The sequence below is a fragment of the Bacillota bacterium genome, assembly GCA_033549065.1.
In the GTDB taxonomy this organism is placed as follows: Bacteria; Bacillota; Dethiobacteria; order DTU022; family DTU022; genus JAWSUE01.
Genome location: JAWSUE010000008.1, coordinates 119,035 through 139,977 on the forward strand (window position 1 = coordinate 119,035; position 20,943 = coordinate 139,977).

Below are 20,943 nucleotides of genomic sequence, written 5' to 3' on the forward strand. Positions count from 1 at the left end.
CAGCATCTTAAAAAATTGCAAACAGGTAGAAGATCAGCGCAGCCATAATAACGACCAGAAGCATCCTCATTACAATTTTAGAATTTGATCTGTGCGTTTTTAAGCTTCGGGCAGCGGGCTTTTCTTCCATAATGAAACCAACTGATAAATTATCTGAACCGGCTGCAGCAAGTGATGAACTCTGTTCCCTGGTTAAGAGCAGATAGATTGATGGAATGGCCAGCAAAAGTAGTAGTGTGCCGGTTATCTGACCACCGATAATAGTAATCGCCATCGGGGCCTGCAGCTGGCTTCCCTCTCCGATTCCGAGAGCAAGAGGAAGCAATCCCAATACAGTTGTTGCCGTAGTCATCAGGATAGGCCGAAGCCTGGCGGAAGCGCCTTCAATAATAGCTTCCTTCAGCCTGAGACCGTGTATTCTCCGCTGCTGATTGATAAAGTCAACCATGATAATACCGTCATTAACCAGAATGCCTGACAAGACTACTATCCCAATCAGGGCTGGAACACTGATACTGTTACCGGTTATAATCAACCCGAGAATAGCCCCTGCATAAGCCAGGGGAAGACTGCATATAATGATAAAGGGATGCAGGAGTGATTCAAACTGGGCAGCCATAACCAGGTAAACCAGAAGGGCTGCAATAACAAGAACCAGTCTCAACTCTGAGAGAACATCACCCATCAGGGTTGAACTACCCGCCGTTTTAATTTCATAACCAGGTGGCAGTTCAATAGAGCGGGCAATTTCGAGGGCCTTATCGGTAGCTGAACCGAGATCCATCCCGCTGTAACGGATCTGAATCTGCCCTACTACCTGCTGATCCTCTCTCGGAATGCTCTGGGGGCCGTAGGCTTCATATAAATCAGCCACTTCGTCCAGGTGCAGGTATTCACCACCCGGCGAATAAAAACCGATCCGGCCGAGATCTTCGATGGTGTTGAAATCAGCTTTCCTGTACCCCAGTACAATATTTAACAAACCGGCATCTGTCTCAATCCGGCTAACCGGTATACCTTCCAGCGCCTGGCGTACTGCAGTGGCTACCTGGATCAGTGTAACACCCTTTTGCATTGCCTGGCCTTGATCGAGGCGGATATGTATTTCCGGGCGGCTTTCTTCCATTGATGACTCGACATCGGTGAACTGTCGATAGGCTGCCAATAATTCAACTGCCTCCTCTGTCAGCATAACAACCTGTTCCAGATCCGGTCCGCTGACGACAAGGTCCAGCCTGGTTTCCAAACCTGCTGCATCCAACAATGACTCACGGTTAAATGATATCTCCGCCTCCGCAGGGATTCTTTCAACCTCCAGTCTAATCTCTTCAATTACCCTTTCAATCTCTCCGGTATATTCAGGTTTAATTTCCACTCTCAGGCGAGCCTGGTTGGAAGTTCCGGTCTCAGCTGTTACTCCCATAAACCTGGCTGCTCCAACACTGGTTGAGTAATTATCTACTTCATCCTTCCCAGCCAGTATTTTCTCCAATTCCGCAACGAAATCATCCGTCAGATCCATGGTAGCCCCCGGCTGAAGGTTTACATTAACAGAAAAAGATGATTCCTCCGGTGAGGGAAAGAGTTCAGTGCCCAAAGTAGTATAACCGAAAACACCGATACCGACAAACACCAGGGCCAGGATCAGAACCCACCAGGGGTGTTTCACTGCAAGTTTCAACATATTCCTGTAACCGGGCAGGCGATGTGGCTTTTCGGAAATCTCTTCCTGCAAGTTTTTCAAGCGAAGTGATCTTGAAGCAAGCATGGGTATAACAGTCAGGGCAACCAGGAGTGAGGCTAATATGGCACAGGAAACTGTGAGGGCAAACTCCCAGAAAAGCTGACCGGCCAATCCGCTTAAAAATACAACGGGGAAAAAGACACTTATTGTTGTGAGGGTTGAAGCAGTCACAGCACCGGCCACTTCACGAGCACCGTTAACTGCTGCATCAGCAGGAGCTTCGCCCATCTGATAATGCCGGTAAATATTTTCACTGACCACAATAGCATTATCAACAAGCATTCCGGCTGCAAGGGCCAGTCCACCCAGGGTCATCAGGTTAATGGTAATATCTGCAAAATAGAGAAGACTGAAGGTAGCAATAATTGCTGTTGGGATACTTAAACCGATAAACATCGTTGTCCGCCAATTTTTAAGAAAGAGGATCAGCACCAAAATGGCCAGAATCGCTCCTCCGATCAGTGACCTGGCCAAATCAACCAGGGCTCTTTCGATCTCTTCGGCTTGATCGAAGATCGTATTGAATGTTACCGATGATGCACCACCTGCAATGCTCTCTTCTGAAAGCTTCTCGAGAGCAGCTCTGACCTGACGGGCTACGATTACCGTATTGGCATCCCCTTCTTTCTGAATAGCCAGGCTGATACTGGGCTGCCCGTTATAACGGGTAATTGTTGTCGGGTTATAGGTATCCTGCTCAATAACTGCCAGCATTCCAAGATAAACCGGATCGATGGGGAATTCTCCATCCAATTCAAAAGAACCAAAAGATGAACCTCCGGGAACCATAGAACTGAGGATCATCGTTGTAGCAAGATCGGTAAGGCCGTCTTCGATAACTGCCGTCGCACTCCCTACACCCCTGGTTATTTCACTTTGTACTCCCGATAACCAGGAATTATAGTCGGGAATCGAAATGATCGGCTCCCTTCTTAAGTTTTCCCAATTTTCCTGAAAAGCAAGAAGTACCTGGTTTGGATTAGCCCGTACTATGAGTGGGTTGTTGTTTTGAAACGCAGTTAGCTCTGCCTGTGTGATTCCATAACTGTTCAGGCTGGTTTGATCCAGGGGTACAATAATGTAGCCGCTGTCCCATACAGCCTGCTCGAGAACCCATACATCATCAAGGTGAACCTCCTCCGCACCGGTTAATACTTTGTCCCGGTTTATAAGGGTTCTTCCCAAAGATGTTAGTGTAAAGACCATTCTCTGGTTTACCGGGTCATAAGTTATTCCCGGGGTTCTTGTAATAAACCTTAAACTGTTTTCAATCTCCTCAGCACTTCGGGATCTCCATTCTTCCTGCAGGGGTATGGAAAGCCTGCTGTTAGCCAGAGTAATCTTATCAATATCAAAGATGTCATCCCAGTAAATATCAATGGTGGGAACCTCGGTCAGGCTGCCCGTATTTGCAAACAGGTTGCCCTGACCCGAAAACATCTGGTTCAGGTTAATATCAACTTCCTGTCCTATCATTTCTTCCAGCTTTTCATTATCAACTTTAAAACCAACAATCAGGTCAGAGAGCATATCGCTCTCGGTAAAGCGTCCAAGAAAACGAATCCTTACATGGCGGTCTTCCATATCAATAATTCCTGCGGGTAAATCAAGGAGGCTGGCTCGCAAAATATTGGCAATCTGTTCGAACGAAACCTGATATTCAGCCATTGTTTCCGGAGATGTCCTTACAAAAAGATCCTGTTTTACTCCACCCTGAACCTGCACGCTGGCAACACCACGGACCGACTCAAGTTTTGGCGAGGCCGTTTCCTGTAACCATTCTGTAAGATGAACAGGATCATCCAGACCACTGGCCGATAAGCGCATTATGGGCATCAATGTGGGGTTAAATTCAAGTAGTATGGGCCGCTGAACACCGTCAGGGAAGGAAATCAGGTCCATTCGGATACCGACATCATCCCTGATTCTTTTTACATCTGCACCCCAGTCAAAACTCAAGATTACCAGTGACATGTTTTCCTGGGAATATGAAGTTAATCCGGTTAAACCGCTAACAGCAGATACCCCGTCTTCAATCGGTTTAGTTACGAGTTCCAATGTCTCCTGTGGTGAACTTCCGGGGAAAACTGTGATCACAGCAAGTACCGGAGCCTGGATATCCGGTAATAGATCGAGTGGGCTCTGGTAAAGACTGACCAGACCGATAATCAGGATTAAAACCAATATTGTACCTGTGGCTACAGGCCTTTTTACTGCCAGTTCGGGCAGGTTCATAGAAAATCCTCCGAATAATAAACAACGTGATATTTATATCACTTGATTTAGTTAAACCATCTGACATTCCGTCCGACCGGTCGGTCGGGCCGAAACCCATTATACCATATAATTAAAAACAAAGACCATTTGAACTAAACATTTTTATTTTAGATATGAAGCATGTTCAGTCAGTAGTTTCCAGGCAAGGCGAACATGCCTTTCTTCAGTCGTCCTCTGACCAATGGCCAAGCGGATAGTATACCGCCCCTTTAAAGATGTATGGGTCAAATAAACACTTCCGGATGAATTCACCTTTTCCATCAATTCCGCATTCAACCGGGCCAGTTCCTCTTCATCAGCGCCTTCCCTAACATAGCGGAAGCAAACAAGACTGAAATTCACCGGTGCCATAAGTTCGAATCGAAAGTCTTCTTCAACCCATTTTTTAAAGAGGTCTGCCAGACGAAGATGTTCACGGACCATATTCTGCAGTCCTTCCATGCCATAGGATCGAATTACAAACCATAATTTCAACGCCCTGAAACGCCTGCCAAGTTGAATACCCCAGTCCCGATAATTCTTAACCACTGCATCCTGGCCGGTTTTCAGGTATTCCGGATGAATTTCAAAAGTTCTGATCAATGCCTCTTCATCCCTGACAAAGTAAGCCGAGCAGTCAAAATTGGTAAGCATCCATTTATGTGGATTAAAAACATAAGAGTCAATCATTTCGGCACCTTTAAGCATAGAACGTTTTTCGGGAAGTAATGCTGCGGTGCCGCCAAAAGCTGCATCAACATGAAACCAGAGTTTATAACGTCGGCAGATTTCTCCGATTGGCTCTAAAGGATCAATAGCTGTTGATGATGTTGTTCCAAGTGTAGCCACAACACAGGCCGGAACCAATCCCCGGGAAAGATCCAGCTTGATCGCCTTTTCAAGTTCTTCAGGAATTAAAGCAAATTGATCATCTGTGGGAATTTTACGCAGGTTTTCTATCCCGTAGCCGGCAATTTTTACCGCCTTGTCTATGCTGGAATGAGCTTCCTCAGAACTGTAAACAGTCAGGTGCTCTCTGAACCCTGAACGGTTAATCTTGTAGCCGGTGATCTTTTCACGGGCTGTCAACAAAGCGCATAGTGTGGCAGTAGAAGCAGTATCCTGAATGACACCTGACATTCCTTCCGGCAAACCAAGCATCTGTCTCAGCCATTCCATCACAACCTCTTCCAACTCTGCCGCGGCAGGAGAAGTCTGCCAGATCATGCACTGTGAACCGAGGCCGGCAGTTAAAAGTTCGGCGAGAACCGAAGCGGGGCTGTTATTGGCAGGGAAATAAGCGAACCAGCCGGGATGCTGCCAGTGGGTAATCCCCGGCATTATTATTTCCCTGAAATCAGAAAAGATTTCTTCCATCTGCTCTTCTTTTGTCGGTGGATTAACCGGCAGTCCGGATTTAATATCTCCCGGTTTGACAGAAGAACGGACAGGGTATTTTTCAACATTTTCGAAGTAATCAGCCAGCCAGTCAATAAACTCATGCCCGTAACGGCGAAACATTTCTATCTCCATTTTCCATCCTCCATCTGAAGCTGTTTTTCAAATATATAAGTTTGAAAACTAAAGTGAGCATTCCGTTTCATAGCCTTTTATTGCAGGTCTCTTAAAAAGTAGGCCTTTTAGATATAAATTTAGTTGATTTATAGAGTATACAATATTGCCTTAATAACCGCTACAGTCTAGCCGAAATAATTATGATTCCGAAATAAAAACAGTATCCCCTTTGAATACAGTACGGATAACACGAGCCTGCCCGAAATCCAGGGGGTCGAGATCGAACAGGTTTTGGTCAAGTATTACCAGATCAGCCCATTTCCCCACCTCTATGGTTCCAGTCTGATCATCGGTGAAAAGCATGTAAGCTCCATTAACCGTCAAACTTTTTATCATCGCCGGAAGTGTTGCCCTTTCCTTCATGTTGAGCAGGTAGGGGGGATCATCAGCAGTGCCGATCCTTTCCAGGCCGTATCTTTCTTCGTCAGTTAAATTTCGAGTAATTCCTGCCCTCAGAGCTCTCAATGGATCGGGTACAGCCGTGACAGGATGGTCAGATGAAGAGGCAACAATAACTCCTGCATTAAAAAATGACTGCAAGGGGTATTCAGTCTCAGCCCTATGCCCCAGAAAGTAATTATCAACATTATGCCACCAGCCAGGTTCCTTGCAGTGCCAGTACGGCTGAACCGAAGCTATAACATTTAATTTTTTGAACCTTGGGATATCTGAAGGATCAATAAGCTGCAGATGTGTAATTGAATTTCGGTTTCTCCGTATCTTTTCAGTTGGCCCTGCACTTTCCAGCGCATCTAAAACGAGACGGGTTGAAGCGTCGCCAATTGAATGAACATGGACCTGGATCCCGGCATCAAGAGCAAGTTTAAAAGCATCTGCCAGTTTTTTTCTATCCCATAAAAATTCCCCGCGATAGCCTGGCTTTTTACCTGCGCCTGCCTCATAGGGTTCGGATAAAAAAGCAGTAGCTCCTTCTATTACCCCGTCGGTAAAAAATTTGGCTGTAGTAACCCTGTGCAGATCAAGGCTGTATCTATCCTTCAATTTAGAAAGATTATCAAATTGCGTTTCAAGATCTTTGTCAGGATCAATAGTTACCGATGAACGCACATGAAGCTTTAACCAGCCTTCCTTTTCCATAACATGAAATGAATCCAGAGGGGGCTCTGCACTGATCGAAACCGAATGTATACCGGTATACCCAAAGCTGTGCAGGTACTGCTGGAAGTGAACCAGCGCTCTTTCGATCTGCTCCGTAGTAAATTGTTGCTCCGGAATCATTTGCATAGCTGATTCTTTGAGCGTCCCCCAGAGCTTCCCGGATATAGGATCTCTTTCGATTATCCCGCCGGGAGGATCAGGAGTTTGTTCGTTAATACCAAACAACTCAAATGCCTTGCTGTTCAGCCATGCCAGGTGACAGTCTGATGAAAAAAGAACAATTGGTCTGTCACTGCAAACCTGATCGAGCCGCTCTTTTCCGGGACCGCGGGAAACTTCATCACCAGTGAATAAACCAAGCGAAAAACCCTCACCATATATTATGGAATGATCTGGATGCTTGCGAACAAATTCTTTTACCTTATCTAAAATCGATTCCACATCAAATGCTTCATAAAGACTAATATTATAAAGATCTGTTAATATTCTGCCCGGAGCATGCAGGTGGGAGTCGATAAAGCCGGGTAGAACCATCTTCCCTTCAAGGTTAATTAATTCTGATGCAGTTGTTTTGTATTTGTCAGCTTCAAAGTTGCTCCCGATGAAAACTATCTTGCCATTTCTTATACCAACGGCTTCGGCGGTTCTGTCATCTCTGTCTGCTGTGTATACCACACCGTTATAATAAAGCGTGTCCAGTTGCTGTTCAAGTTCGTTGAAATCTCCAAAATCGCCACTTATCATGAGAATGTGAAACACCTCAGCATCTGCTATAATAAAAAAGTTGGTTGATTAATAATATCATATGCCGGGTAGGAGGTTAAAATTATGAATCTGTTCCATATCCCGGAACTGCCGGTTAATCAAGAAAAGTCTGATCTGTTAATAGAAGACCATGGAGTGGTCATAGAACGGATTATATCTACCGGACAATCTTCCCCAGAGGGATTTTGGTACGAGCAGGAACGGGATGAATGGGTGGCACTGCTGCAGGGGGAAGCGGTAATCTCAAGGGATAAAGGAAAAATGATAAAAATGAAACCCGGTGACTGGATCCTCATCCCGGCTTTTGAAAAGCACCGTGTTGAGATGACATCATCAGAGCCACCCTGCATTTGGCTGGCAGTACACGGCAAACTAACCTGATCACAGTATTATATATTTCCAGATTTTAGTTAACCGGACCTGCTATTTTTTGCTGGATCGATCACCGGTTACGGGCTACAGAGTAAGCAGCCAGAGCTATAGATGCCATCTTACCCATAGGTGGTTCATTTCTTGAAGTCAGGATTACAGGGCGGCTGGCACCCAGAACAAGTCCCGCCATACGTCCTCCTGCGAAATAAATTATCGCTTTGCCCAGGATGTTCCCCGCCTCAATGTTCGGCACCATTAGCAAATCGGCCTTTCCGGCTACAGGGCTATCGATACCTTTGTGCAGGGCAGATTCAAAACTAACAGCAATATCCAGGGGAGTCGGTCCATCAACAATTGCTCCGGGGAATGCTTCCGAAGCCATATCTTTTAATGCTCTGGCATCAACAGTTGCCGGTATTTTCGGATCAACTTTTTCATTGGCTGACAAGCAGGCAACTTTCGGTTCGTCGAGACCAATTGCGTGTAAAAATTCAATAGCATTCAACAGGATCGCTTTTTTCTGATCGAGGTTCGGGCTTACATTGAGCCCTCCATCAGTCATGTAGATTAAACGGTAGTACCCGGGAACCTCATATATCGCCAGGTGGCTGAGGATTCTGTCCCGCCGCATTCCTCCTTCAGGACGAAGTACTGTCCTTAAAAAATCGGAACTGTTAACCATCCCTTTCATCAATATGTCTGCCCGCCCCTCGGCAACCTCTTTAACGGCACGATGGGCCGATTCAACAGGATCAGTAACGTCTATTATCTCTATACCCTGCAAATTCAGACTCACTGTCATGGCCATACGCCAGATTTTTTCTTCTGGTCCGACAAGAACAAAATCAACGAGCCCTTCTTTCCTGCTGTCCCTGACTGCTTCGAGAACAGTCTCTTCAGCAGCTGCCGCCACACATAACCGGCAGGGTGGAAGTTCTTTTACTGCTGTAATTACCTGGTAAAAATTTTCAAATGACACTTTAAATCACACCCCCGATAATCATTAATAAAACAAGGGCAACCCTTCAAGTTTTTTCAACTAATAAATCAAAGCTTCTGTTTCACCTTGCAGCACTCTCAATGCTCCCGCAGCAAGTGCTTCAAGCTCTTCCTCACCAGGAATTACTGCCACTTCGGCAATAAATGAAACTTTCGATATTATAAGACCGGTTAGTAACTGCGAATTTGCCATCCCGCCGGTTAGGACAATTCTGTCGACATTTCCATCAAGTGCTGCAGACATAGCGCCAATCTCTTTTGCAACCTGGTAGGCCATTGCTTCTACCGCCTCGCCGGCTTCCTTTTTGCCTGATCTAATCGTTTTTTCAATTTCAGTAAAGTCTTTTGAGCCCAGATAGGAAAAAAGACCCCCACCGGATGTTAGTAATCTGGTTATACCGATTTGATCATACTTCCCACTGAAACAAAGTCTGACCAGGGCAAGAGCAGGAAGGGTGCCGCAGCGTTCAAGCGAAAAGGGACCCTCCTCATTGGCATTATTAACATCAATCATCCGACCCCGCCTGTGAGCTGATACAGATATACCACTACCCAGATGTACAACAACCAGGTTAATTTCATTGTAAGGCCTGTTCAATATTTCTGCCATCCGCAAGGCAACAGCTTTCATATTTAAAGCATGCGACATACTGAGCCTTGGCACCCCGGCTAACCCGGAATAACGGGCAGGAGTATGAAATTCATCAACAGTAACCGGATCGACTGTATAGACTGCAATTCCCGCTTCACGAGCTAAAGGAAGGGCAATAATTGAACCGAGGTTTGATGCGTGCCATCCATATTTAGCAGTTACCAGATCCGAATAAATATTATCATCAACCAGATAAGTTCCTGACTCAAGCGGTTTTAACAAACCGCCACGGACTACGAAAGCAGATAACCTGATTGGTGTAATATTTTCTGCAGCCATAAAATCAAGTATTGCTTTTCGACGGAACCGCGCCTGTTCTTCCCGGTCAAGGTCAGGAGAAGTTTCTTCCACAGAGTGACGCAGTGTTTTTTTAACTACACAATGTTCATCTTCAAATAGCCCAATTTTTGTCGATGTTGATCCGGGATTAATAGCCAGAATCAAATGCATACCGTACCTCCTCGAAAATATAGATCGTCGTTAACCGGATCCCTGGTTTTCATATACAATTTTCCCATCAACTACTGTCATTTCACATTTAACATCGCGAATATTCTTCGGTTCGACTTTAGCTATATCCTCTGATAGAACCAGGAGATCTGCAAACTTGCCGGGTGTTATTGTGCCTTTCATATTTTCATCGAATGAGCAGAAAGCCGATCCGCTTGTATAGAGGTTAAGGGCTTCGTGAAGTGTTAAGCGTTGATCCGGGTGCCAGCCGCCGGTTGGCTTACCGCTTTTATTCTGCCTGGTAACCGCTGCAGAAATACCGGCCAGTGGTTCGTAGGTTTCAACAGGAGCATCTGAACCGCCTCCCACCCTGATGCCATTCGAAATAAAATCTTTCCAGCGATAGGTCCAGGATGCCCTCCGTGGCCCGAGGTGCTGATCAATCAGAGAGTTATCCGTAGGGATAAAAGACGGCTGTATATCGGCTATTATACCAAGGGTTTTAAAGCGATAGAGGGCGTGATCATCAACAATCGAAGCATGAACAATACGAAACCGGGGATCATGATGACTATTTATGGATAAAACCTGCTCATACGTATCCAGGACCATATTTATTGCAGCATCCCCTATAGCATGCGTCGCAACCTGCATACCGTTTAGATAAGCCATTTTGACCAATTCAGTTAATTCATCCTCTTGATAAATAGCAACCCCACAACTATCACCTGTATCATAATAAGGTTCGGATAAAAACGCTGTCCTGCCGCCGATTGAGCCGTCTGCCAGGATCTTAAGCGGTCCTGTTTTAAAAAAGTCACTATTATAATAGTTTCGGTATCCCTCTTTGATAAATTTATCAAGGTCGGTTATTTCCGGAAGTAAAAGCTGTAAATTTATCCGAAGAGGGAGGTTGCCTTCGAGTTCCAATTCTCTGTACGAATCGAGAAGTGTTGGGAGCATATCACTCCCGAGAGCAGCCAGGTCATCGGTTTGTACAGAAGTCAGGCCGGCAGATACAAAATCCTGCACTGCTTTGAAGATGAGCTTTTTAAGCATCTCTTTGTTTAATCCCGGAACCAGATCCATTACCAGGTTCATTGCATTTTCTTTTAAAATACCGGTCGGAATTCCCTGATCATCCTGCACGATCGAGCCGCCTTCAACATAAGGTTGCGATTCAAAAATACCTGCTTTCATAAGGGCCCGGGTATTAATCGAGCAGATATGGCAGCAGGTACGCATAATGACCAGACAATGTTCTGATGTCGCCCGATCCAGATCCCGACGGTCGGGCATCCTTCTCTCCTCAAAAAGACCATGATCCCAACCCCATCCGAGAACCCAATCGCCCGGCTTTATAGAGTGAAATACGATATATGATTTAACGGTATCGACCACCTGATCGATGTTACGACAGTCTCTTAAGTCCACTTTTGCTGAAGTAAGTGCATAACCTGCAAGGTGAAGATGACTGTCATTAAATCCGGGCAGCATTGTTTTACCCTTAAGATCAATGGCCAACGTTTTGCCGGTCTTGTAACTTGACAGCTTCCGGTTAGTGCCAACAAAAGCTATTAAACCATTCTTCACTCCAACCGCTTCAGCAAAAGGCCTGGAATCGTCCAGCGTGGTAACACGGCCGTTATAAAATATTAAATCCAATAAGATAGCCCCTTCCAAATAGGAGTTATTATTCTGCGGCTGTACTCACCATATCTTATTCTATAGAAATTTCTGATTAAAAACAAACACTCCTTCAGCTTTTAATCATATCCGGTAATACACATAAATAACTATTGCCCGGTAATAGGATTTATACTTATAATAGATCAAAAAGAGGATCTCTAATGAATAGAATAAACATAACCAGGTTTCTGATAGCTGTTCTGATAATGGGCTTCTGGTTTCTTATAGTTCTATATCCAAATCCCAAAAACCTGGCACTGAGTATACAGCGGTTGAAAAATCCACCGGTTAATCCATTTGAAGTGACTGATCTCGCCCTGGAATTATATGACCACACCCCAGGTGAAATTAAAGATTTTGTATATAGCCGCCTTCCTTACAGTTACGATTGGACGGTTTATAACATGCCCTGGTACTTCCCCACCCTTGAAGAAGTTCTGCAGCAGGAAGCAGGAGATTGTAAAGCCCGCTACGTTTTATTTGCTTCAATTCTGGAACAAAAGGAGATCCCTTACAATAAGATGATATCTCTGACACACATCTGGGTGGCTTACGAGGGTAAGGAAGACAATACTATGGAAAACCTGGATGAAGCCTTATTTATAGTAGATGATCAGGGTAAGTTAAAAATCAGTTATCCCCGGGCCGATCTACAAAGATCATTGGCTACGTTTGTTGACGGCTTCTGGAGAGCCATGCCGTCGAAAAAGAAATCATTACTTTTTGCCGGATTCCCCCTGATGGTTGGACTTATGAACCTGCCCAAATTGAGTTTAAAAAAACTCTTGCCGAATAAGAAAAAAAATCATCTATATTAATCATTGGAAATCAACCGTGTTGCCCTCTACTTTTTTTGCCTGTTTAATAGATAGAGCAATTCTTTTACGATTGAGGTCTACTGAAAGTATTTTAACGGTGACAACTGATTCTATCTGCAGTACTTCCAGAGGATGCTTAATATAACGATCGGCAATTTCAGAAATATGAACCAAACCATCATGGTGAACTCCGATATCAATGAATGCCCCGAAATCGACAATATTCCGCACTATTCCCATGACCACCATTCCCGGCCTGAGATCTGCCAATTCTGTGATAGTCTTTAGGAATACCGGTTTCGGCAATCCTTCCCGGGGATCACGCCCAGGTCTTCTGAATTCATCGAGTATATCTCTCAGCGTTGGAATTCCGGCGTCGAATTTTACCGCCAGTGATTCAATTTCATTCGACGTAAAATTTGGAATCATCCCGGAGACACCCAAAGATTCAGGCTTTATGGATAACTCGTTCATCAGCAGTTCAGCCAGGGGATATGATTCTGGATGGACTGCGCTGCGTTCCAGAAAATTCTCGCTATCAGGCAGCCTGAGAAAACCGGCGCATTGTTTAAATATTTTCGGTCCAAAACCGGGAACGGTAAGCAGCTGTTCCCGTGAATTAAAAACACCTTCTTGATTTCGGTAGGCAAAGATTCTATCAGCAAGGGAAGGGTTAATTCCTGCTACATAGGAAAGCAGGGCTGCTGATGCGCTATTAAGATCCACTCCTACATTATTCACGCAGCTTTCTACTGTCCCGGATAGCGCTGAATCTAGCTCCCTGTAAGGCATATCATGCTGGTACTGACCCACTCCTATCGCTTTCGGATCTATTTTCACCAATTCAGCCAGGGGATCCTGAAGCCTGCGCGCAATAGAAATTGCGCTTCGTTCTGCTACATCAAGTTCCGGAAATTCCTTTTTTGCCGCCGGTGATGCTGAGTAAACGCTGGCTCCGGCTTCGTTGACAATAGTATATTCCAGGTTCAAGTCATGACTCTTGATCATTTCTGCAATAAAAGCCTCACTTTCTCTGGATGCTGTACCATTTCCGATAGCAACACAATCAAGATTATACTTTTCCACCAACTGTATAATTTTATTTGTCGCTCCGGCCAGATCATTTTTCGGAGCAGTTGGATATATTGCCGCAGTTTCCAGAAGTTCTCCCGTTTCCGAAATACAGGCCAGCTTGCAGCCGGTACGGAAACCGGGATCCCAGCCAAGAATTCTCCGATTCTTTACAGGGGGAACAAGCAATCGCTTCTTCAAATTTTCTTTAAAAACTGAAAGAGCTCCTTCTACTGCCCTCCCGAGATGAAACTGCCAGATTTCCCTTTCAATTGAAGGATGAATCAGGCGTTTGTAACTGTCAAATGCCGATCTTGAAACCAGTTCCTTACATGGATCGTTTTGGCTTTCACTGATATATCGTGAATTGAGAATTTCCATGACCATTTCTTCAGGTAACACCAGGTGGAAATCTAATACTTTTTCTTTAATTCCCCGATTTATCGCCAGTACCCGGTGAGGTTTGATCCTGGAGAGGGGTTCACTGTAGTCTCCGTAATCATCATATGTGTTAATTTCTGAATCGCTCTTTTTTGTTACTTCTATATTGGCCTTACGGTTGTAAAGTTCCCTCAAAGCTTTTCTGACTGCTGCATCATCGGAAATAATTTCCGCTATTATATCACCGGCACCCTGAATCACTTCAGAAATATGGAATAGCTCTTTCGCGGAATCTATATACTCCGCTGCAGCGTTTTCCGGATCAATCTCTCCCTGCAATATTGCAGCTGCCAGTGGTTCTAATCCTTTTTCACGGGCAACTGAAGCCCTGGTTTTCTTCTTTGGCCGATAAGGCCGGTATAAATCATCCAGTTCGGTTACTGTTGCTGCCTTCACTATTTGTTCCCTGAGTTCTTCGGTTAGAGAGCCCTGGGCATCAATACGCCTGAGAACTTCTTCCCGCCGTTGTTCCAGGTTTCGATAATGCACCAGTTTTTCCTGAAGCAAACGCAACTCTTCGTCAGTCAGGCCCCCTGTGACCTCTTTTCGGTAGCGGGCAATAAAGGGGACTGTGTTCCCTTCGTCAAACATTGCTACTGTCTGGCCCAACTTAACTAACGGAATATTAAGTTCTTTGCTCAATCGACTGTTAATTTTATCCTGCATACCCTGTTATGTCTCCTTAATTAAAAATATATTTCAGGCAATATTTGGTTAACCTCTGTCCTTCGGTTTGCCCTTCGGCTCCTCGAGCAGAATGCCTTTCTGGCAGAGAGGACATTCTTCCGGTTGGTATGATTCTACCTCCATCTCAATAAGAGCCTGATAGGGTAAACCGAAATTCAGTTTCCCGGCGGTCCGGTCAACCATGACAGCAATCCCAACCACCCGGGCTCCGACTGATTCAAGCAAAGTTAAAACTTTTTTTACCGAACCACCGGTTGTAACCGCATCTTCAACAACCAGAACCTTTTCACCCTTGCCGATCTGAAACCCCCGTCTCAAGATCATTTTATCACCTGATGGTTCGGCGTATACTGCCCTGGCATCCAGTTGACGGGCAGATTCATAGGCAAGAATGACCCCACCCATTGCCGGACCGATTACTGTGTCTATTTTCATTCTTTTATAAGGTTCGGCCATCATGGAACATATTGCTTCTGTTTCTTTCGGATATTGAAGTAACTGGGAACACTGCAAAAAAAGATTGCTGTGTCTACCAGAGGTCAGTAAAAAGTGCCCTTCCAGTATAACTCCAGTGTCTTTGAGAAGCTTAATAATTTTATCTTTATTTTCCATTTCCGGCAACCTCCGCAATTTCGGATATAATCTTTTCTGCCGCTTTAAAAGGGTCGGCTGCCCGGGTAACCGGACGCCCGATTACAATAAAATTACCGCCTGCACTGATTACATTTTCAGGTGAATCAACCCGGGACTGATCATAGTGTGCGTAACCTGTTGGCCTGACCCCGGGAGTAACAGTAAGAACCTTAGAGCCAAAGGCTTTCCTGATGGCGGACACTTCAAGCGGAGAACAGACTATACCATCCAAACCGCTGTCTAAAGCAGCATGGGTCAGCTGCATTACATTACAGACCGGAGTACCCTGAAAACCGATTTCCTGTAACTGCGACTCATTCAGGCTGGTCAGGACTGTCACGGCTATCAGCAGCGGCCTGGTTTCAAATCCTTCGAGGGCTTCACGGGCAGCAATCATCATTTCTCTGCCCCCCGATGCATGAACGTTTATCATCCAGACTCCCAGTGATGCTGCAGACTTGACCGCATGATGAACGGTGTTCGGAATATCATGGAACTTCAGATCGAGAAATATTCTGTATTTATCTGCTAACTTTTTAACCAGGTTTGGTCCACAGGAAATAAATAATTCCAAGCCAATTTTAAAACCGACTCCCAGGGGAGAAAGTTCTTCAGTTAGTTCAATAGCCCGGTCGGCTTCAGCAAAATCAAGAGCAATTATCAACCGGTTACCGCTGTCATTCATATATTAAACTCCCCTTTCCTGGCAGTTCCGACGATATCATGTACCGATGATATACTATTATCCTCCATATATTTTAGGATGCCATCAATAATCTTGCGGGGAAGCAGTGGATCTTTAAATAAACAGCTTCCCAAAGCCACCGCCCGGGCTCCAGCCATCATAAACTGAAGAGCTGCATCTGTTGAAGATATACCGCCCATCCCCAGGATTGGTATTTTAACCGCTCCGGCAACCTGCCAGACCATTTTCAAAGCAACTGGCATAATTGCCGGACCGGAAAGTCCACCAAAAATATTCCCTAAAACCGGTTTTTTTCTTTTTGTATCGATCAGCATTCCACCCAGGGTATTGATCAGGGAAAGACCATCTGCTCCGGCTTCTTCAGCCGCCCTGGCGATAACATTGATATCTGTAACATTGGGTGTTAATTTAACCAGTAAAGGCAGCTTTGTTTGTCGGCGTACCGCATCAACCACCTGAAAAGTTAATCTTGGATCAGTTCCAAATGAAAGTCCGCCGGCTTTCAGGTTCGGACAGGAAATGTTAACTTCAAGGCCATCTATGCCCGTTATGCCGTCAAGATCGGAGGCAACAGATGAGTAATCTTCAACAGTTCTGCCGATGATATTGACAATGATCCGTGTCCCATATTTAAGTAATCTGGGTAAATCTTCCTTCAGGAAAGACCTGACTCCAGGGTTCTGAAGACCAACTGAGTTTAACATGCCCTCATAAGTTTCGGCAATTCTTGGCGGAGGATTCCCGGTCCAGGGTTCAACAGAGATACCTTTAACAATAATGCCGCCAAATGATGTGAGCCCATATATTTCATGAAACTCATGGCCGTACCCCAAAGGCCCCGAAGCAGCCAAAAGAGGATTTTCCAGTGAAATTCCTCCAAGGTTAACCTTAAGATCGGGAGCAATCATCAAAAACAACCTCCCCGACTTCAAATACCGGGCCATCCTGACATACTCTTTTATAACCTTCACCAGTCGCAACGACACATCCCAGGCAGGCACCAACCCCGCAAGCCATAAGCTCTTCCAGGGCAAGCCACCCTTTGACTCCTGCCTGCAAGGCTATCTTATCGACTGCCGCCAGCATATCCCTCGGCCCACAGGCATATATAGATCCGACTTCTGGAATTAGCTGCTTCATAATATCAACTGTTGTTCCCTTTATCCCCCGGGTGCCGTCTTCTGTAGTCTCAATAATGGTCAACCCTGATCGGGTGAGTTCATGGGGTAGAGAAAAAAGTTCGCTTGCTGTCCGGGCTCCAAAGATCATTCTGCATGGTTTCCTGCTGGAACCTGCCAAAAAAAGAATTGGGACAACTCCCATTCCTCCGGCAACCAGTAATGAGTCTGGATAAAGATCTGGAAAGCCTTTTCCCAGTGGACCCAGAATTCCCCATTTTGAACCCGGATCAGAATGAACCAGTATTTCGGTTCCCCGTCCAATAACCTTGACAATCAAGGTAATCTCACCTGACACCGGATCTGCCTTACCAACACTAAAAGGCCGGGGAAGCATGAAACCATACAGAGCCGGATAATTGATCATTACAAATTGTCCGGGGTTTGCCCGGATTGCTATCTCAGGTGCCAGAAATGTTACTCCAAAGATGTCCCTGCCGAGCCGGTAAGATTTTTGCAGCCTGCACATCTCGTTTTTAATTGATCCGGCTGTAATCAGCTGCGACACCTTCCTTCATCACTACCCTGCCATCTACAATAGTATAAACTGGTGCACCCATAAGCCTGCGCCCGGCAAATGGAGTATTCATTGACTTTGAATACCATTTCTCCGGATTAACGGTCATTCCGCGGAGAGGATCGATGATAGTCACGTCAGCCGGACAACCCGGTTTTAAGCTTCCTCCAGGAATATTAAGAATCCGGGCAGGGGCAGTACTTAATTTTTCGACAAGCAGAGGGAGATTAAACTTCTTATTCCTTCCCGAGAATGCTTCGTCCAGAAGCAGGGACAGGGTGGTTTCCAGCCCGGCGATACCAAAGGGGGCAAAATCGAACTCGACATCCTTATCATCAGGATGGTGGGGAGCATGATCAGATGCAATCGCATCAATTGTTCCATCAAATAAACCTTCCCACAGAGCCTGTCTATCCAGTTCAGATCTCAGGGGAGGATTAACCTTGGTATTAGTACTGTAACCACTATTTTTTACTGCCCGATCAGTCAGTAAAAGGTGATGTGGAGTTACCTCTGCTGTGACTTTCAACCCTTTTTCCTTTGCCTGCCGGACCAGTTCTACAGAACCGGCAGAAGAAAGATGGGCTACATGAATACGTCCTCCCACAGATTCAAGCAGTATGAGGTCACGGGCAATCATCGCTTCTTCTGCAGCTGAAGGTATACCTCTTAAACCCAGCGTTGAGGATGTTTCTCCTTCATGCATTACTCCACCTGCTGCGATACTTAAGTCTTCTTCGTGGGCAATGATCAGGCAGTCCAAACCGGAAGCATACTGCAGGGCATTGCGCATGATCAGACCGCCTGAAACCGGTTTACCGTCATCGGAGAAAGCCACTGCTCCGGCCCTCTTCATCCGACCCATCTCGGCCAGTTCTTTACCATTAAGCCCCCTGGTAACTGCTCCGATGGGGTAAACCTTAACCACTGCATCCCGGGCCCGGTCCATAACATAACGCACTACGGAGGGATCATCGCATACCGGATCTGTGTTGGCCATAGCCGCCAGGGCGGTGAATCCTCCGGCTGCTGCAGCCAGTGCTCCTGAAATAATATCTTCCTTGTATTCTTCACCCGGATCACGAAGATGAACATGCATATCAATCAAGCCGGGCGTTATTATTAATCCTTCGGCTTCAATGATCTCGGTATCGACTGTTGGGTTGATTTTATCAGCTATTTTCTCGATTAAACCACCAGATAACAATAAATCTGTAACGCCATCAAGCTCCTGCAGCGGATCAATAAGTCTCCCATTCTTAATCAGTAAGTTACTCATTCTTCTTTTGTCCCTCCCAAGAGAAGGTAAAGCAGCGCCATTCGAACCGCCACTCCCCCGGTAACCTGTTCCAGAACTACCGAATTCGGTCCATCGGCAAGCTCGGAAGTTATTTCAATACCCCGGTTCATCGGCCCGGGGTGCATGATCAGGGCATCCTCTTTTGCCTTCTTTAACCTTTGGGTATTTAACCCGTAAAGCTCTGCGTATTCCCTGAGGCTCGGGAATAGCCCGCTTTCCTGACGTTCTTTCTGCAGGCGTAAAGCCATAACAACATCAGCATCTTCCACTGCATCCTCAACGTTACTGCAAAAATTGATACCGAATACTTCAAGGTCAGGCGGCATCAAAGTGGGTGGTCCGGCAACCACCACTTCTGCTCCCATCTTCTTTAAACCCCATATATTAGAGCGGGCGACCCGGCTGTGACGAATATCTCCTACTATGGTTACCTTTAGTTTCTCCAAACGGCCTTTCTTTTCCCAGATGGTAAACATATCAAGCAGTCCCTGCGTGGGATGTTCATGCATCCCATCACCGGCATTGATGACTGACGCTTCAACGTTATGAGCCAGGTAATAAGCCGAACCTGAAACAGGATGGCGCATAATTACACACTCAACACCCATTACTTCCACATTCCTGACAGTATCCTTCAAAGTCTCTCCCTTTGTCAGGCTCGAGGAAGCTCCGGCCACACTTACAGAATCGGCACTCATATATTTTTGAGCCAACTCAAAACTGGCTTTTGTTCTGGTACTGGGTTCATAAAAGAGATTTAAGATAGATCTTCCCCTCAGTGTAGGAACTTTTTTTATCTTGCGCTGCATTATTTCGCGCATTGAGCGGGCTGTTTCCAAAATAAGCGTAATCTCTTCGGCAGACATTTCCTCCAAGCCCAGAATATCTTTTCTTCTCAAAGTCTGCACTAAATCCATACCTCCTTGTCCAATATCCTTATCAATCCCGGGTTACACCGAGGATATCTACCCTGTCGATTTCATCAATTTCGGATACCTTCACTTCCACCTGTTCACTTCGGGACGTTGGAACATTCTTGCCCACATAATCAGCCCTGATCGGCAGTTCACGGTGACCGCGATCTATTAATACGGCCAGCTGAATACTGGCCGGTCGTCCCAGATCGATGAGGGCATCCATTGCCGCCCGGGTTGTCCGGCCGGTATATAACACGTCATCAACCATAATTACATGTTTATCATTCAAATCAAAGGGAACATCGGTAGTATGGACCTGAGGTTGATCCTGTCTTTGCGAAAGATCATCCCGATAGAGGGTTATATCAAGTATGCCAAGGGGAATATCTGTTGATTCAATTTCTTTAAGCAATGCCTGCAGCCTTCCCGCCAGGGGAACCCCACGTTTTCTTACTCCAACCAGAACAATATTTTCCGTTCCTTTGTTTCTTTCAATAATTTCGTGGGCAATTCTTCGCAGGGCCTGCCGGATCGCTTTCTCATCCATTACAGTAGCTTTATGGGTCAGTGTCATCTTTTCACCTCCTTCCTTTTGATTTCGGAAGGCGGCATGGAAATTTCCCGCTCAGATAAAAACCGCCCAGACCTTGGAGGGCGGGCGGTGTATTGATATACCTAACCGGTTGCTCCCTTGCCAGCCTCACAGGACTATCTTTAAAGGGTGCTTACTGAGGCAAGTTTAACATTAATTTTGAGAGGTGTCAACGATCAAGAACTTCTTTTTTAAACATCTATGCTGCCTTCGTTAACATAAACATTAGGTCTGCTGTCCGGCCTGTTTTACGAGCCGGCTTGTGAATCCGATAGGCTAGGCGGCAGCATGGCGCTGGCAAACGGGCACAGTAATGACGTCGTTCTTCTAAACCAACTCCTGAAAAAAAACTTTCACCACTTCCGGATCAAAATGCTTGCCGCTGTCTTCTTTGATCAACTCCAAGGTTTTTTCTTTACTCCATGCTTTACGATAGGGCCGGTCGCTGGTCAGCGCATCATA

Annotated in this window: 16 protein-coding genes; 2 read left to right on the forward strand and 14 right to left on the reverse strand. The window is 45.6% G+C overall.

All coding sequences use genetic code 11. The annotated features are described in order from the left end of the window. Nucleotides 1-7: 7 nt before the first annotated feature. The 3 genes from SCJ97_07190 to SCJ97_07200 form a co-directional block, all read right to left on the reverse strand. Entirely contained in the window at nucleotides 8-3,979 is a 3,972-nt protein-coding gene (locus tag SCJ97_07190; GenBank protein ID MDW7739824.1) for an efflux RND transporter permease subunit, read from the reverse strand. A 144-nt stretch (nucleotides 3,980-4,123) separates the two neighbouring features. Beyond that, nucleotides 4,124-5,533, reverse strand: coding sequence for a pyridoxal-dependent decarboxylase (locus SCJ97_07195; GenBank protein ID MDW7739825.1), 1,410 nt, complete (start codon nucleotides 5,531-5,533; stop codon nucleotides 4,124-4,126). Between the two features lie 180 nt (nucleotides 5,534-5,713). Continuing rightward, nucleotides 5,714-7,438: an amidohydrolase gene (locus tag SCJ97_07200; GenBank protein ID MDW7739826.1), complete on the reverse strand. Its 1,725-nt coding sequence runs from the start codon at nucleotides 7,436-7,438 to the stop codon at nucleotides 5,714-5,716. Between the two features lie 81 nt (nucleotides 7,439-7,519). Here SCJ97_07200 and SCJ97_07205 point away from each other — a divergent pair, with 81 nt between their 5' ends. Next, nucleotides 7,520-7,840 (forward strand): cupin domain-containing protein, encoded by a 321-nt coding sequence (locus SCJ97_07205; GenBank protein MDW7739827.1) that lies wholly within the window; start codon nucleotides 7,520-7,522, stop codon nucleotides 7,838-7,840. 61 nt (nucleotides 7,841-7,901) lie between these two features. On the opposite strand, the gene SCJ97_07210 is transcribed toward SCJ97_07205, so the two are convergent. From SCJ97_07210 to SCJ97_07220, 3 genes are read right to left on the reverse strand one after another with little or no spacing between them, the layout of a single operon-like run. Continuing rightward, nucleotides 7,902-8,810, reverse strand: coding sequence for a bifunctional enoyl-CoA hydratase/phosphate acetyltransferase (locus SCJ97_07210; GenBank protein MDW7739828.1), 909 nt, complete (start codon nucleotides 8,808-8,810; stop codon nucleotides 7,902-7,904). Nucleotides 8,811-8,870: 60 nt separating this feature from the next. Then, nucleotides 8,871-9,932, reverse strand: coding sequence for a butyrate kinase (gene buk, locus SCJ97_07215; GenBank protein MDW7739829.1), 1,062 nt, complete (start codon nucleotides 9,930-9,932; stop codon nucleotides 8,871-8,873). A 30-nt stretch (nucleotides 9,933-9,962) separates the two neighbouring features. Next, nucleotides 9,963-11,597, reverse strand: a complete 1,635-nt coding sequence (locus tag SCJ97_07220) for an amidohydrolase (GenBank protein ID MDW7739830.1) — start codon at nucleotides 11,595-11,597, stop codon at nucleotides 9,963-9,965. Between the two features lie 185 nt (nucleotides 11,598-11,782). Here SCJ97_07220 and SCJ97_07225 point away from each other — a divergent pair, with 185 nt between their 5' ends. Then, entirely contained in the window at nucleotides 11,783-12,439 is a 657-nt protein-coding gene (locus SCJ97_07225) for a transglutaminase domain-containing protein (protein ID MDW7739831.1), read from the forward strand. On the opposite strand, the gene SCJ97_07230 is transcribed toward SCJ97_07225, so the two are convergent. Genes SCJ97_07230 through pyrR form a run of 8 tightly spaced genes read right to left on the reverse strand, consistent with a single transcriptional unit; the run spans nucleotide 12,440 to nucleotide 20,463 of the window. Further along, nucleotides 12,440-14,617 carry a Tex family protein gene (locus SCJ97_07230; protein ID MDW7739832.1) on the reverse strand — a complete coding sequence of 726 codons (2,178 nt, stop codon included), beginning with the start codon at nucleotides 14,615-14,617 and terminating at the stop codon, nucleotides 12,440-12,442. Nucleotides 14,618-14,665: 48 nt separating this feature from the next. Then, complete coding sequence (gene pyrE / locus SCJ97_07235) at nucleotides 14,666-15,250, reverse strand: orotate phosphoribosyltransferase (GenBank protein MDW7739833.1); 585 nt, start codon at nucleotides 15,248-15,250, stop codon at nucleotides 14,666-14,668. After that, on the reverse strand, nucleotides 15,240-15,956 hold the full coding sequence (gene pyrF, locus SCJ97_07240) for an orotidine-5'-phosphate decarboxylase (protein ID MDW7739834.1): 717 nt from the start codon (nucleotides 15,954-15,956) through the stop codon (nucleotides 15,240-15,242). Before pyrF ends, pyrE begins: the two co-directional genes overlap by 11 nt. Continuing rightward, on the reverse strand, nucleotides 15,953-16,885 hold the full coding sequence (locus tag SCJ97_07245; GenBank protein ID MDW7739835.1) for a dihydroorotate dehydrogenase: 933 nt from the start codon (nucleotides 16,883-16,885) through the stop codon (nucleotides 15,953-15,955). The genes pyrF and SCJ97_07245 overlap by 4 nt, the downstream gene beginning before the upstream one ends. Further along, on the reverse strand, nucleotides 16,866-17,663 hold the full coding sequence (locus SCJ97_07250) for a dihydroorotate dehydrogenase electron transfer subunit (GenBank protein ID MDW7739836.1): 798 nt from the start codon (nucleotides 17,661-17,663) through the stop codon (nucleotides 16,866-16,868). The genes SCJ97_07245 and SCJ97_07250 overlap by 20 nt, the downstream gene beginning before the upstream one ends. Next, on the reverse strand, nucleotides 17,632-18,951 hold the full coding sequence (locus SCJ97_07255; GenBank protein MDW7739837.1) for a dihydroorotase: 1,320 nt from the start codon (nucleotides 18,949-18,951) through the stop codon (nucleotides 17,632-17,634). The genes SCJ97_07250 and SCJ97_07255 overlap by 32 nt, the downstream gene beginning before the upstream one ends. Next, a complete protein-coding gene (locus tag SCJ97_07260) occupies nucleotides 18,948-19,880 on the reverse strand; it encodes an aspartate carbamoyltransferase catalytic subunit (protein ID MDW7739838.1) in 933 nt (310 codons plus the stop codon). Before SCJ97_07260 ends, SCJ97_07255 begins: the two co-directional genes overlap by 4 nt. A 31-nt stretch (nucleotides 19,881-19,911) precedes the next feature. After that, on the reverse strand, nucleotides 19,912-20,463 hold the full coding sequence (gene pyrR / locus SCJ97_07265) for a bifunctional pyr operon transcriptional regulator/uracil phosphoribosyltransferase PyrR (protein MDW7739839.1): 552 nt from the start codon (nucleotides 20,461-20,463) through the stop codon (nucleotides 19,912-19,914). Nucleotides 20,464-20,943: the final 480 nt, after the last annotated feature.

What these genes read in the sequence shown, in the direction of transcription:
- SCJ97_07255 (MDW7739837.1), bottom strand. Translation starts at nt 18,951, where the DNA reads ATGAGTAACTTACTGATTAAGAATGGGAGACTTATTGATCCGCTGCAG.
- pyrF (MDW7739834.1), bottom strand. Translation starts at nt 15,956, where the DNA reads ATGAATGACAGCGGTAACCGGTTGATAATTGCTCTTGATTTTGCTGAA.
- buk (MDW7739829.1), bottom strand. Translation starts at nt 9,932, where the DNA reads ATGCATTTGATTCTGGCTATTAATCCCGGATCAACATCGACAAAAATT.
- pyrR (MDW7739839.1), bottom strand. Translation starts at nt 20,463, where the DNA reads ATGACACTGACCCATAAAGCTACTGTAATGGATGAGAAAGCGATCCGG.
- SCJ97_07230 (MDW7739832.1), bottom strand. Translation starts at nt 14,617, where the DNA reads ATGCAGGATAAAATTAACAGTCGATTGAGCAAAGAACTTAATATTCCG.
- SCJ97_07195 (MDW7739825.1), bottom strand. Translation starts at nt 5,533, where the DNA reads ATGGAGATAGAAATGTTTCGCCGTTACGGGCATGAGTTTATTGACTGG.
- pyrE (MDW7739833.1), bottom strand. Translation starts at nt 15,250, where the DNA reads ATGGAAAATAAAGATAAAATTATTAAGCTTCTCAAAGACACTGGAGTT.
- SCJ97_07245 (MDW7739835.1), bottom strand. Translation starts at nt 16,885, where the DNA reads ATGATTGCTCCCGATCTTAAGGTTAACCTTGGAGGAATTTCACTGGAA.
- SCJ97_07190 (MDW7739824.1), bottom strand. Translation starts at nt 3,979, where the DNA reads ATGAACCTGCCCGAACTGGCAGTAAAAAGGCCTGTAGCCACAGGTACA.
- SCJ97_07200 (MDW7739826.1), bottom strand. Translation starts at nt 7,438, where the DNA reads ATGATAAGTGGCGATTTTGGAGATTTCAACGAACTTGAACAGCAACTG.
- SCJ97_07225 (MDW7739831.1), top strand. Translation starts at nt 11,783, where the DNA reads ATGAATAGAATAAACATAACCAGGTTTCTGATAGCTGTTCTGATAATG.